Here is a 12,634-nt window from a genome sequence, read left to right as displayed (position 1 = left end):
GGACCCGCAGGAGGTAGCCGCAAATGCTTAGCCGTATTGCCGAGTCCCTATTTTGGATCGGCCGCTATGTGGAGCGTGCGGACGGCACCGCGCGCATCCTGGATGTCCACCTTGAGCGGCTCAACCACCTGCCCACGGAGGAGCGGGACAACGTTGCCCGGGAACTCCTGGCTGTCATGGGAGCCCGGCCCGAGAGCGACGAGTTCGGCCTCGAGGAGCTGCTGCACGCCCTGGCGTACGACAAGCAGAGCGCAACGTCGATTGCCGGTTCGCTCGGCGCTGCCCGCGAAAACGCCCGCCGCGCACGCGAAACGGTTTCCTCAGGGCTCTGGGAGAGCCTGAACACGACGTACTACGGCCTGAACCAGCACCGCAAGGACGTGGTGGGCACCTACCGGTTCTGCCACTGGGTGCTGGAACGCACGGCCATGGTGAGCGGGCTGGCGGACACCACCGTCAGCCACGATGACAGCTGGCTGTTCCTCGCCCTGGGGCGCTCCTTGGAGCGCGCCGACATGACAGCCCGCATGCTGTCCACCCGCGATGTGCTCTCCGCCGGCATGTCCTGGGTGAACATGCTCCGTTGCGCCGGCGCCTACGAGTCCTTCCTCCGGACGCGCCGGGCTGCCTTCGGCGACCAGCATGCCGCGGAATTCCTGCTGCTGGACCGGCTGTTTCCGCGCTCCATCGTCTACGCCCTGCGGGACGCCGACGAGTGCCTTGCGAAGCTTGACCCGTCCGCACAGCGTGTCGGGTTCATCAACGATGCGCGCCGGATTGTGGGCCAGGCCCGCACATTCCTGGAGTTCCACCGCACGGACGACCTCATGTCCGAACTGCCGGAGCACATGGAGCGCGTCCAGAAGGCCGTGTCGCAGGCCTCCGACGCCATTTCCCGTAAGTACTTCAATCAGGCGGACGAACTGGCCTGGGTGGGAGAAGTTTCATGACCCGGCTGAGCATCATTCACAAAACCGGCTACAAGTACAACAAGCGCGTCACGCTCTCGTACAACGAGGCCCGTATGACCCCGCTGACGGATCCGCAGCAGGTTGTGCTGGAATCGTCGATGAAGGTCGCGCCGTCGCAGGCCGCCGTCAGCAGCTACCGCGACTACTGGGGCACGCGTGTTACTGCCTTCGATATGCAGATGCCGCATGAGTACCTTGAGGTGGTGGCCACCACCACGGTGGAAGTCCACCGCGTTGAGCGCGTTCCGGCCGACGGCGACATCGTTTCCTGGGACGTGTTGCAGGCGCCTGAGACCCTCAACCAGTTCAGCGACTGGATCCCGCAGTCACGGCTGAGCGGTCCGGGGGACGAAGTCCTCGGGATCATTCCGGGGATTGTCGAAGGCCGGAATCCTCACGAGTCCGCCATGGCCATCTTCGAATGGATGCGCGGCGAGATGACCTATATGAAGGGCTCCACCGGGGTCACCACCAACGCGGCGCAGGCCTGGGGCCAGCGTCAAGGGGTCTGCCAGGACCTGGCGCACCTCGCCGTCGGTGCACTGCGCAGCTGCGGGATTCCCGCCCGGTATGTCTCCGGCTACCTGCACCCGCGTTCGACGGCGGACATCGGCGAGACGGTGGCAGGCCAGTCGCACGCGTGGCTGGAATGGTGGGACGGTGAATGGCGCAGCTGGGATCCGACCAACCACAAACCCGCCGGCGACTTCCATGTCACCGTGGCACGTGGCCGCGACTACCGGGATGTGCCGCCGCTTAAGGGCATCCTGTCGGGAGGCGGGGGTTCCGCGTTGAACGTGAGCGTGGAAATCACCCGCCTGGCTTAGGCCGGGGAGGGATTACTCGTAGCCGGACCTGGTGGCGTCGTCCAGCGGCGTCCACCAGGTCAACGGGGGAGTCACCTTGAACCGGCGACCTGTGACGGTGTCCGGGGTAATTCGGACGAAGTGCTCTTTCTTGCCGGCCTGCCACGGGAAGAGCAGCAGTCCCACCGTGTCCAGAACCTCTTCCTGGTTCTTCACCGGAGCTGCCTGTCCCTTGATCACGACGCTCCAGGCGATGCCGCTGTCCGCGTCCACGCCGTCCGCCTCGACGGCTACAGGGGTGTCGCCCGTGGCTGCCTGCAGCTTGGTGCCGTCAGCTGTGCGGAAGACCAGCGTTCCGTGGTCCACCTTGTAGTTGATGGGGAAGATGTCCGGGTGGTCTTCGACCCAGACGGCCAGCCGGCCCACTGAAACGCTGCGCAGCAAACGCCAGCATTCGTGATTGTCGAGGTTTTCGACCTCGTGCGGGTGGTCAACGCCGGGTTTCGGATCAGTGCTCATGACGCCGAGCCTAAGCCAGGGAACCTGCGGAACGCTAGGGCCCAAGGTCCCCATGACGTAGAAAACGACCACTCCTGCCCCAGGCGGAATGGCTTAACGGTATTCTGGCCTCACGCCGCCGGAGCGGACGTACGCGGTCAGGAGTTGGGTTGTGGATATGCATGCCGATGGCGACAGTCCCGAACGATACACAGCCGCAGGCGGCACGAGGATTGAAGACCTGCTCAAGGATTTCGTTTCCCGTGCCGGTGAACTCCTCCAGTTCCAGGAGCGCATGGGCGGCCTGCTTGAGGCGGTTGTGGCCGTTGCGGAGGACTTGAGCCTCGATGCCGTCCTGGAGCGGGTCGTCCAGTCCGCCTGCCAGCTGCTGCGCGCCCGCTACGGGGCGTTGGGCGTCATTGGGGATGACCGTGCCCTCAGCCACTTCATCACTGTCGGGATTGACGGCGAACTGGCTCAACGGATCGGACCGCTCCCCACCGGCCACGGAGTCCTGGGATTGTTGATCTCCGATCCGAAGCCACTGCGGCTCCATGACCTTCGCCGGCACCCCGAGGCCTATGGCTTTCCTGAGCATCACCCGCCGATGCAATCCTTCCTTGGCGTTCCGGTCCGCGTGCGGGAGGTAGTCTTCGGAAACTTGTATTTGACGGAAAAGGAGGGCGGCGGCGACTTCACGGTCGAGGACGAGGAACTGGCGGTAGCCCTGGCGGCTGCTGCCGGCGTCGCCATCGAGAATGCGCGGCTTTACGATGACGCCCGGCGGCGCGCCCAATGGCTTGAGGCCTGCATGGACGTCTCCGGGCTGATGCTGGGGACCGAACCGTCGTCGTCTGCCGGTCTTGGTCCGATTGCCGGCAGGGCGCTGCGGGAATCCGGATCCCGCCTGGCCCTGATAGTTGAACCCGCGGCGGACGGCGCGGGATTTTTCGTTGCCGGGGCGGATGGTGAAGATGCGGAGTTGTTTGCCGGCCAGGTCCTGGGGCTGGATTCGGATGCACTGCGGGAGGTGCTTGCCGGCGGAGACCCGCTGCTCGTGGACAATGCCGCCGACGTGCTGGGAGTGCTGGAGGGGACCGTGTCCGGTCCGCTGCTTGCAGTGGCGCTCAGTACCCAGGGCGCCCATCACGGCCTGCTGCTCCTCGTTCGGGACGCGGGTGCAGGCCCCTACGGCCGGACAGACGTGGAGATGGGAGCTGTTTTTGGGTCCCATGTGGCGTTGGCTCTTGAACTGGCAAGGGTCCACCGGCTGCGGGAAGAACTGTTGGTCTATTCTGACCGCGACCGGATAGCCCGTGACCTTCATGACCTCGTGATCCAACGGCTCTTTGCTGCAGGCCTGAGCGTCCAAAGCTTGAACCGGTTCACGAAGGAAGACCTTGCACTGGAGCGGATCCGTGCAATCACCGGTGAATTGGACGAGGCCATCCGCAGCCTGCGGGACACCATCTACTCGCTCCGGACCGGCAACGGCGATACTGAACTGCTCAGCGGAAGGCTGCGGAGTGTCGCGCGGAGCGCTGCGAAGTCCATGCCCTTTGCCCCGGGGCTAAGCCTGGAAGGCCCGGTTGACTCTGTCCTGCCGGAAAAGGCCGATCATGTGGTTGCCGTTGTTTCCGAGGGGCTGAGCAACGCCATCCGGCATTCGGGAGCCGATTCGATCGAGGTTTCCGTCTCCGCCCTAAACGGCAGGATGACGGTGCAGGTGATCGACAACGGCAGCGGATTCAAGGATTCGGTGAAGCGCAACGGACTGAACAATATGGAGGAGCGCGCCAGGATGCTGGACGGCACCTGCACCATTACCGGCGCTCCGGAGGCCGGGACCAGCCTGGTGTGGTCGGTTCCGCTTTAGCGCCGGTGCCCGTCGGAATCGTTGCCGGAAGCGTGGGTGGACGCAGAATGGGCCGCCCCGGAACGCCCTGAACCGGACGGCGCCGGTACCGCGTTGTTGGCGATGTAAACCGCGGCCTGCGTGCGCCTTTCGAACCCCAGTTTTGCCAGCAGCGACGACACGTAGTTCTTGACGGTCTTCTCAGCCAAGAACATTTCCGCAGCGATCTGGCGGTTCGTGAGGCCGCCGCCCACCAGCTCCAGGACGCGCCGCTCCTGCGGCGTGAGCCCGGCAATCCTCGGATCCACCTGCTGGGGTGCGACAAGGCTTTCCACGATGCTCGCCGCCACGCCGTCGTCGAACAGTGATTCCCCGGCAGCTGCACGCCGCAGGGCGCCGATCAGGTCTGTGCCGCCGATCTCTTTCAGGACGTACCCGCGGGCGCCGGCAAGTACAGCACCGCGCAGGGCCTGTTCGTCATCGAAGCTCGTCAGGATCAGGCAGTTCAGGTTCGGATCCACGGAGCGGACATCCCGGCAGACTTCGATGCCGGTGCCGTCCGGGAGGCGGGCATCGAGCACGCTGACATCGGGATGCAGGGCAGGAATGCGCCGGGTAGCCTCGACAGCGGAACCCGAGCTGCCCACAACCTGGAAGCCCTCGCCTTCCAGAAGTTCCTGGAGACCACGCCTGACAAGTTCATGATCGTCGAGAATGAACACGCGGATGAGGCCGGTGTGTATGTTCTGCGCGGAGGGACCTAGGTCTGCCTGAGGAATCATGGTCCTCCTGTCCGGCAGCCGGGGCCGCCATAATCGGTCCGCTAACCGGCTTGCCGGTGCGGTGCAGATCCCATTATCTCTGTCCGGACCCGGTTTCCGTCATCCGGCCCACCAATTCTCGTTGACGGTGCCCGGTGCAGCAAGGGTCCTTGGACCCGCAGCGGCCATGACTTTAGGCCCTAGCGACGGCGGGTCCCGGCACACATCCTTGAAGGACACTTGCCTGCCCGACGGGTTTCCTCCCGCGACAGCCGCCCTCGAAAGGGGAAGACATGAATGAGGCCAAGGACATCCGGACCATCATCGTTGGAGTGGATGGCTCGGAGGCGTCAGTGGAAGCACTGAAGCAGGGACACAGCCTCGCCGACAGGCTTGGCGCGCAACTGGTGGCCCTGGCCTGCTGGGATTACCCGCCCGTCTACGACGGTTACGTTGCCATGGGGATCAATGACTTCGACGTGCGTGCCGGGGAAATCCTCCAGGAGACAGTGGACAAGGCGTTCGGGACGGACACACCGCCGAACGTCCAGACCAGGCTGGTGCAGGGGCGCCCAAGGAATACCCTCATCGACGCGAGCCGGGAGGCCGACATGCTTGTGGTCGGAAGGCGGGGCCACGGCGGCTTTGGCGGCCTGCTGCTGGGGTCAGTGAGTTCTGCCTGCGTAGCCCACGCGCATTGCCCGGTACTGGTCGTGCACACTCCCGAGAAGCGCTGACAGTTCCTGGCGAAGCGGGCTATTCGAACGCGGCGCGCCGGGGATCGGACAGCCGCGTGTTCCACATGTCCGGCTTCTTGACCTTGAACCGGCGGCCCGTGAGTGCCTTGGGCGCCAGCCGCACGTAGTAGTCCTTGTCGCCCGGCTGCCATGGCTCCAGGAACAGGGCGTCCACTTCGTCTTTTTCTTCCTTGGTTTCGATAAGTTCGGCTTCGCCGCGGGCAACCACGCTCCAGGCCATCTCTTCATGGGCGTCATAGCCGTCAATTTCGAAAGCCACGGGCTTGGCCGTCATGGCTGCCCACAGCTTTGTCCCGCCGGCCGTCCGGAAGACGATAGTGCGGCGCTGGAGCACGAAATTGACCGGGAAGATTTCCGGGTGGCCATCGACAATGAGAGCGATTCTCCCGACCACCTCGGTGTCGAGCATAACCCAGCACTGATCGATGGACAGCTGGCCCTCGGGCGGCGTCATAGCGTTCATGTAGACCCACGTTACGGTCCCTCCGGCACGCCTTTTAGGGCCATAGGGCCCCTAGCCGCACCCGCGCAGCCTCTGCTAGTGGGACGGGGGAGTGCCTGTTACCAGGGGCTTGGCTTGTAGTCCTTGAGGAAGACGCCGTACTGGTCTTCGCCCTTTTCGCCCATGACGATTGGATCGTATACCCTCGCTGCACCGTCCACGAGGTCCAGCGGAGCGTGGAAGCCTTCCTCCATGAGCCTGACCTTGGTGTAATGCGGACGCTCATCGGTAATCCACCCGGTGTCCACGGCGGTCATGAGGATGCCGTCGGAGTCGAGCATTTCCTGCGCGCTGGTGCGGGTCATCATGTTTAGTGCCGCTTTGGCCATGTTGGTATGGGGGTGGCCCGGACCCTTGTACGCACGTGAGAACTGCCCTTCCATGGCGGAGACGTTCACAATGTACTTCCGGTGCGCGGTGGACCGTTTCATTGCGGCCCGCAGACGGCTCACCAGCAGGAAGGGCGCCGTCACGTTGCAGAGCTGAACCTCAAGCATTTCAAGCGGGTCCACTTCGTCCACTACCTGGGTCCAGCTGTTAATGGTGGCCAGGTCCGGAACCAGTCCGCCGGCGTCGATCGCCGTGCCGGTGGCGATCCGTTCCAACGAAGCCGAACCGGTAGAGAGGGCCAGGGATGTGATGGCGTCGCCGGCCAGGACGGGGTGTTCCATGACGCTGCTGGCGAGGGCCAGCGGGTGCTTGTCATGGGCGTGGCCGAATGTCACCAGTTCAGGTCCGCCGTTGGCCGCGTCGAGTGCGGCGGGCAGGGGCTCATCCTCCGCATCGACCAGCGGTTTGTAGGCGTTGCCGGAACGGCGGACAGTCTGGGCCGCGTTGTTAATGATGATGTCCAAGGGGCCTGCGGCGTCGAGCGAATCGGTCAGGGCCATCACCTGGGAGGGATCGCGAAGGTCGATGCCCACGATCCTGAGCCGGTGGAGCCATTCACCACTGTCCTCCATCGCTGCGAAGCGGCGCGCCGCATCTTTCGGGAACCGCGTGGTGATGGTGGTGTGGGCGCCGTCCCGGAGCAGTCGCAGGGCGATGTACATACCGATTTTGGCGCGTCCTCCCGTGAGCAGTGCACGGCGGCCGGTGAGGTCTGTGCGCGCGTCGCGCTTACTGTGGCTGAACGCAGCACACTCTGGGCACAACTGGTGGTAGAAGGCATCAACCTGGGTGTAATGATTCTTGCAGATGTAGCACGGGCGGGACCTGATGAGGTGTCCGGCCACCTTGCCCGTGGCAGAGGGCTCCAGCTTGTTCCCGCGGGTTTCGTCGTCGATCCGGTCGGGCGCTGCCGTGGCCGTCTGCGCGATGACTGCACGGTCGGATTCGGCTATGAGGTCGCGTTTGGTGACCCGGCGGTGTCTTTTGACAGCCTTGAACATCTTGCCCGTGGCGCGCCGAACCGAGACGTAGTCCGGGTGCTCCTCGTCATAGGCGTGGATGGTGTTAAGAACCTTGAGGCAGGCCTGGATGTCCTCAGGCGTCAAATCGGGGGAGTTCATTGGTCCAATTTTACAGCCTGCGAATACTTCGGCCCGCCTCAGGGTTCAGCGGTGGCGGCGTGGGCGCCTAGTCGGTGGTGGATACTCCCACGGCCGCCGCGTGGGCTTCCCCTACTTTGGCTGCGGAGTCCCGGACAGACGGGTAATTCTCGGTTGCCGCCTTGATCGCGTTGGGCACCAGGTGGAGGTTGGCGGCTGACAGCGCGCGTTCGGCCTCGTCCGGTTCCGGAACTGCCTGCCCCTTGGAAAGCACCGTGATGCCCGAGTCCGTGACCTTGAAACCGCGGGCGCGGTCGCGCTCCGGATCCAGGCCGATCGCTGCACCGGCGGGCACCTTGACGTTCTTGTCGATGATGGCGCGGTTGACCACGGCACCCTCACCGATCTGGACCTTGTCCATCAGGACCGAATCCACCACGCGGCTCGCCGTGCCCACGTAGACGTCGTTGGACAGGACTGAACCTTCCACGATGCCGCCGGAAATTACCACGCCGCTGGCCACGATGGAGTCAAGGGCCGTACCCACGGTGTTGCCCTGGCCGCGCACGAACTTTGCCGGCGGGGAGATGCTCTGCCGTGTGTAGATAGGCCATTCCGAGTTGTACAGGTTGAAGACCGGCATGGGGGAAATAAGGTCCATGTGGGCGTCATAGAAGGAATCGATGGTGCCGACATCGCGCCAGTAGGTGCGGTCCCGCTCGGTGGAACCGGGAATATCATTCAGCGTGAAGTCGTAAACGCCTGCTTCGCCCTTGTTGACGAAGTACGGGATGATATCGCCCCCCATGTCGTGCTTGGTGTCGAGGCGCTCGGCATCGACGTGCAGGGCGTCCACCAGGGCATCCGCATCAAAAACGTAATTTCCCATGGATGCCAGGAACTGCGTGGGGTCTGCCGCCAGTCCGGGGGTTGAGGACGGCTTCTCTACGAAGGCCGCGATCTTCTGCGGATTGTCCTGGTCCACCTCGATGACGCCGAACTGGTCAGCCATGCTGAGCGGCTGGCGGACCGCGGCCACTGTGGCTTTGGCGCCGCTGGCAACATGCTGCTCAACCATCTGTGCGAAGTCCATGCGGTAGACGTGGTCGGCGCCCACCACAACCACGATGTCGGGGTTGGCGTCATGAATCAGGTTCAGGGACTGGTAAATGGCGTTGGCACTGCCAAGGAACCAGCTTTTGCCCACGCGCTGCTGCGCCGGGACGGAGGCGATGTAGTTGCCCAGTTGCGTGGACATTCTCCACGTTTCGGAAATATGCCGGTCAAGGCTGTGGGATTTGTACTGGGTGAGCACCACAATTTGCAGGTAGCGGGAATTCACGAGGTTGGACAGCGCAAAATCGATTAGCCGGTAGCTCCCGGCAAAGGGCACGCCGGGTTTGGCCCTGTCAGCCGTCAGTGGCATGAGCCGGTTGCCCTCGCCGCCTGCGAGGACAATAGCCAGGACTTTCTTATTCAACGGCATGGTGGTCGCTCCTGTACGCCTTCGTAACTTCCCCAAAAAGTCCGGCACGCCCGGACTCCTTCACACTAGAACAGATACGCCGTAAGGACTACCTTGGGTATCGTGCGAATAGACATTGTGACTAAAGAGTTCCCGCCCGAGATTTATGGCGGCGCCGGGGTCCATGTGGCCGAATTAAGCCGCGTGCTGGCCAAGCATGTGGATTTGCAGGTGCGGGCCTTCGGGGCGCCCCGGGATCCCGATTACCACGGAGCGAAGGTGACGTCCTATTCGGTCCCGGAGGATCTGGGGGCCGCCAACGCCGCCGTGCAGACGCTCGGGGTGGATCTGCGCATCGTGCCGGACATAGCGGGCGCGGACCTTGTCCACTCGCACACCTGGTACGCCAATATGGCAGGCCATCTGGCGTCGCTGCTGCACGGCATCCCGCACGTGCTCAGCGCCCACAGCCTTGAACCCCTGCGGCCGTGGAAAGCCGAACAGCTCGGCGGCGGCTACGCCTTGTCCTCCTGGGTGGAAAAGACCGCCTACGAGGCTGCGGCCGCCATCATCGCCGTGTCCGAAGGGATGCGCCAGGACATTCTCCGCAGCTACCCGGACGTCGATCCGGCCAAGGTCCGCGTGGTCCACAACGGCATCGACGTGGAACTCTGGAACCGTGATGAGGGCGACGACGCCATCCGTGCCCTGGGCATCGACCCTGCACTGCCCAGCGTTGTTTTCGTCGGCCGGAACACCCGCCAGAAAGGTGTTCCGTACCTGCTCCGTGCCGCGGCCAAGCTGCCGGCGGGAGTCCAGCTGGTCCTGTGCCTCGGCGCGGCGGACACCCCTGAACTCGCAGCCGAAACCGCCCGCCTGATCGAGGAACTGCAGACCCAGCGCAGTGGAGTCGTCCTGATTGAGCGCATGCTTCCCCGCCACGAGCTGATCCAGGTGCTCAGCCACGCCACCGCCTTTGCCTGCCCGTCCATTTACGAACCCCTGGGAATCGTCAACCTGGAGGCAATGGCCTGCGGTGCAGCGGTGGTGGCCAGTGCCACCGGCGGCATCCCCGAGGTTGTCCAGCACGGCGAAACAGGCCTTCTAGTGGAACTGGAACAGGTCACTGACGGCACCGGAACCCCGCTGGATCCGGAGAAGTTCGTCAACGAATTCGCCGCCGCTCTGACTGAGGTGGTGTCCGATCCGGCGCGCGCCCGCGCTATGGGACAGGCAGGCCGCCGTCGGGCGGAGGAGCATTTCTCGTGGGAATCCATCACGGAAACCACCCTTGAGGTGTACCGATCGGTCCTTGCCTAGACAGCGATTAAACGACGACGGCGCCGCACCCCCTCAGGGGGCCGGCGCCGTCGTCGTTTAGTCGCCGTGCCGGACGGTCCGCCGGGCTTAGCGGCGTGCAGCCTTCGTGTCGCGTGCCTGACGGGCAAGGAGCACCTTTTCGTCAACCGGGGCCTCACCGTCGGCCCGCTGGGTCCGGAAGAACGCGCGAGCCTCATCCTGGCGGATCTTTTCTGCTCCGGTGGCAATTGCCGCGCGCAGGTGCTCCGGGCCGTAGCCGAAGGCATCCACCAGGTCCAGGGCGTGCGGGCGGATCTTGACCAGGAGGCGGTTGATGTAATCGCCCACAGTGCGTGCACGCTGCATCGACAGGCGGCCGTTCATGAGATACCACGAAAGGTTCTTCTCGATGAGCGAGAGTCCGAATAGATCCCGGAGCCAGGTCAGCACCCGCCTGGTGCCCGGGTCCTTCACGTCGGCCAGGGCGTCCGTGAAGGCTTCCCACTGCAGCAGCTCCGCGTGGGCCTGAGCCGCCTCAATCAATTCGTGCTGGTGCTGGTTGAAAGCCGCGGCGGCTTTCTGCTGCGGGAGCTTGTTGGTTCCCTTCAGTGCTGCTCCGGCCTCGGCAACCATGGTCTGCACCCTGTCTGTCAGCAGCAGCCGCTGGGTGCCTTCGTCCCGCAGTGCAATGGCTGCCTTCTGCACCGAACCCGTGTCGGCCATGAACTGGGCAACCTGGCGAAGGCCAGTCCGGTGGACCGCCGTTCCGGCGGCCTGGCTCACCACGTAGCGTGCCAGCACCCCGACGTCCACCTTGCGGAATTCTTTTGCGTAGTCCGCAAGGAGCCGCTTGGCCACCAGTTGGAGAAGCACGGTGTTGTCGCCTTCAAACGTGACATAGACGTCCAGGTCCGCCCGGAGGGAGGCGAAACGGTTCTCAATCAGGAAGCCTGCCCCGCCGCAGGCTTCGCGGCACTCCTGCAAGGTATCCAGGGCATGCCACGTACTGAGCGGCTTGAGCGCGGCGGCCAGCGTTTCCAGGTCCTGGCGGTCCTCGTCGCTGTCGTGTGCTCCGGAGAAGACGTCGTCGAATTTCTGCAGCAACTGCTCGTGGGCGAAGCCTGCGGCATAGGTTGTTGCGAGCCGGGTGAACAGCCGCCGCTGGTGGCGCTGGTAGTCAAGCAGCACTTCTTCGTCGGTGTGCGAGGAGGCGTTGAACTGGCGCCGTTCGGTGGCGTACTGGATGGCGGTCTTGAGGGCGATCTTGCTGGCAGCCACCGCGGCACCGTCCAGTGAGACGCGGCCCTGGACGAGGGTGCCCAGCATGGTGAAGAAGCGTCGGCCCGGGCTGGCAATTGGTGAAGTGTAGGCTCCGTCGGCATCAACATTGCCGTACCGGTTGAGCAGGTTGGTCCGCGGTATCCGGACGTTGCTGAAGTGCAGCCGGCCGTTGTCGATCCCGTTGAGTCCGCCCTTGACGCCGTCGTCCTCACCGCCGATGCCCGGCAGGAACTCCATGGTCTTCGGATCCCGCAGATCCACATAGAACGCATGGACACCGTGGTTCACGCCAAGGGTCACCAGTTGGGCGAACACCACCGCGCCGAGTCCGTCGATGGCGGCGTTGCCGATGTAGTCCTTCCACGCGGCACGGAAGGGCGTGTTGATGACGAATTCCTGCGCGGCCGGGTCAAACGTGGCCGTGGTGGCAATGCTGGCAACATCAGAGCCGTGCCCGGTTTCCGTCATAGCAAAGCAGCCGGGGATGTCCATGTTCATGATGCCGGGCAGCCATTTGGCATGGTGCTCCTCGGTGCCGAGGTGCATCACAGCCGATCCGAACAGCCCCCACTGGACGCCGGCCTTGATCTGCAGCGACGGGTCGGCCGTGACGAGTTCCTCGAACCCGGCGATGTTCCCGCCGTGATCATCCGAACCGCCCAGGGATAAGGGAAAAGCACGGTGAACTGCACCGTTCTCCACCAGGTACCGAAGCTGGCCGAACGTGCGCTTCCGGTGTTCGCTGTGCGTGAGGCCCTCGGTCTTGTGCAGTTCGGGTCGGCCTGAAAGCTCGCGGGAGTGCCGGCGGATGTGGGCCCACTTGCCCAGGAGCTGCTCGCCGAGGGCAGCTACGTCGACGGCGGGCGCCACGTCGGCCGGGTGGTGTGCGCTGCCGGCGGGGCGGCGTGCCTGGCTGGCGGCGCGGTCAACTACGTCGGTCATGTCGAT

General features: G+C 64.3%; 11 protein-coding genes. 5 read left to right on the top strand and 6 right to left on the bottom strand.

Features of this window, described 5'->3' with window-relative positions; genetic code table 11:
• Positions 1–23 precede the first annotated feature (23 nt).
• Both ACFVWT_RS07335 and ACFVWT_RS07330 read left to right on the top strand, forming a co-directional pair.
• Positions 24–950 (top strand): alpha-E domain-containing protein, encoded by a 927-nt coding sequence (locus ACFVWT_RS07335; protein WP_011691978.1) that lies wholly within the window; start codon positions 24–26, stop codon positions 948–950.
• Positions 947–1,798, top strand: coding sequence for a transglutaminase N-terminal domain-containing protein (locus ACFVWT_RS07330; protein ID WP_390246545.1), 852 nt, complete (start codon positions 947–949; stop codon positions 1,796–1,798). The genes ACFVWT_RS07335 and ACFVWT_RS07330 overlap by 4 nt, the downstream gene beginning before the upstream one ends.
• 12 nt (positions 1,799–1,810) lie before the next feature.
• Here ACFVWT_RS07330 and ACFVWT_RS07325 read toward each other — a convergent pair whose 3' ends face one another.
• The gene (locus ACFVWT_RS07325; RefSeq protein ID WP_390246543.1) at positions 1,811–2,296 is read right to left on the bottom strand and encodes a pyridoxamine 5'-phosphate oxidase family protein; all 486 of its coding nucleotides are present in this window, start codon (positions 2,294–2,296) and stop codon (positions 1,811–1,813) included.
• A gap of 157 nt (positions 2,297–2,453) precedes the next feature.
• Between ACFVWT_RS07325 and ACFVWT_RS07320 the strand changes: the two genes are divergently transcribed.
• On the top strand, positions 2,454–4,151 hold the full coding sequence (locus ACFVWT_RS07320; RefSeq protein WP_390247113.1) for a GAF domain-containing protein: 1,698 nt from the start codon (positions 2,454–2,456) through the stop codon (positions 4,149–4,151).
• Here ACFVWT_RS07320 and ACFVWT_RS07315 read toward each other — a convergent pair.
• Entirely contained in the window at positions 4,148–4,912 is a 765-nt protein-coding gene (locus ACFVWT_RS07315) for a response regulator (RefSeq protein ID WP_390246541.1), read from the bottom strand. The two genes, ACFVWT_RS07320 and ACFVWT_RS07315, sit on opposite strands and share 4 nt — an antisense overlap.
• A 272-nt stretch (positions 4,913–5,184) precedes the next feature.
• On the opposite strand from ACFVWT_RS07315, the gene ACFVWT_RS07310 reads away from it, so the two are divergent.
• The gene (locus ACFVWT_RS07310; RefSeq protein ID WP_390246539.1) at positions 5,185–5,628 is read left to right on the top strand and encodes a universal stress protein; all 444 of its coding nucleotides are present in this window, start codon (positions 5,185–5,187) and stop codon (positions 5,626–5,628) included.
• 19 nt (positions 5,629–5,647) lie between these two features.
• On the opposite strand, the gene ACFVWT_RS07305 is transcribed toward ACFVWT_RS07310, so the two are convergent.
• The 3 genes from ACFVWT_RS07305 to glgC form a co-directional block, all read right to left on the bottom strand.
• A complete protein-coding gene (locus ACFVWT_RS07305; protein WP_390246537.1) occupies positions 5,648–6,112 on the bottom strand; it encodes a pyridoxamine 5'-phosphate oxidase family protein in 465 nt (154 codons plus the stop codon).
• Positions 6,113–6,210: 98 nt separating this feature from the next.
• Positions 6,211–7,662 carry an SDR family NAD(P)-dependent oxidoreductase gene (locus ACFVWT_RS07300; protein ID WP_390246535.1) on the bottom strand — a complete coding sequence of 484 codons (1,452 nt, stop codon included), beginning with the start codon at positions 7,660–7,662 and terminating at the stop codon, positions 6,211–6,213.
• A gap of 67 nt (positions 7,663–7,729) precedes the next feature.
• The gene (gene glgC / locus ACFVWT_RS07295) at positions 7,730–9,127 is read right to left on the bottom strand and encodes a glucose-1-phosphate adenylyltransferase (RefSeq protein WP_390246533.1); all 1,398 of its coding nucleotides are present in this window, start codon (positions 9,125–9,127) and stop codon (positions 7,730–7,732) included.
• Between the two features lie 102 nt (positions 9,128–9,229).
• Between glgC and glgA the strand changes: the two genes are divergently transcribed.
• Positions 9,230–10,426, top strand: a complete 1,197-nt coding sequence (gene glgA, locus ACFVWT_RS07290; RefSeq protein WP_390246531.1) for a glycogen synthase — start codon at positions 9,230–9,232, stop codon at positions 10,424–10,426.
• A gap of 87 nt (positions 10,427–10,513) precedes the next feature.
• Here the strand turns inward: glgA and ACFVWT_RS07285 are convergent, their stop codons facing one another.
• Positions 10,514–12,628 carry an acyl-CoA dehydrogenase gene (locus tag ACFVWT_RS07285; protein ID WP_390246529.1) on the bottom strand — a complete coding sequence of 705 codons (2,115 nt, stop codon included), beginning with the start codon at positions 12,626–12,628 and terminating at the stop codon, positions 10,514–10,516.
• Positions 12,629–12,634 lie beyond the last annotated feature (6 nt).

Origin of the sequence: Arthrobacter sp. NPDC058288 (genome assembly GCF_042880995.1) — a bacterium.
Lineage (GTDB): Bacteria > Actinomycetota > Actinomycetes > Actinomycetales > Micrococcaceae > Arthrobacter.
Note: the sequence above shows the minus strand (reverse complement) of the source record. Positions and strands in the feature narration are given on the sequence as shown.

Coding starts and splice junctions, on each gene's coding strand:
- ACFVWT_RS07335 (WP_011691978.1), top strand. CDS start 24: ATGCTTAGCCGTATTGCCGAGTCCCTATTTTGGATCGGCCGCTATGTG.
- ACFVWT_RS07330 (WP_390246545.1), top strand. CDS start 947: ATGACCCGGCTGAGCATCATTCACAAAACCGGCTACAAGTACAACAAG.
- ACFVWT_RS07325 (WP_390246543.1), bottom strand. CDS start 2,296: ATGAGCACTGATCCGAAACCCGGCGTTGACCACCCGCACGAGGTCGAA.
- ACFVWT_RS07320 (WP_390247113.1), top strand. CDS start 2,454: ATGCATGCCGATGGCGACAGTCCCGAACGATACACAGCCGCAGGCGGC.
- ACFVWT_RS07315 (WP_390246541.1), bottom strand. CDS start 4,912: ATGATTCCTCAGGCAGACCTAGGTCCCTCCGCGCAGAACATACACACC.
- ACFVWT_RS07310 (WP_390246539.1), top strand. CDS start 5,185: ATGAATGAGGCCAAGGACATCCGGACCATCATCGTTGGAGTGGATGGC.
- ACFVWT_RS07305 (WP_390246537.1), bottom strand. CDS start 6,112: ATGAACGCTATGACGCCGCCCGAGGGCCAGCTGTCCATCGATCAGTGC.
- ACFVWT_RS07300 (WP_390246535.1), bottom strand. CDS start 7,662: ATGAACTCCCCCGATTTGACGCCTGAGGACATCCAGGCCTGCCTCAAG.
- glgC (WP_390246533.1), bottom strand. CDS start 9,127: ATGCCGTTGAATAAGAAAGTCCTGGCTATTGTCCTCGCAGGCGGCGAG.
- ACFVWT_RS07285 (WP_390246529.1), bottom strand. CDS start 12,628: ATGACCGACGTAGTTGACCGCGCCGCCAGCCAGGCACGCCGCCCCGCC.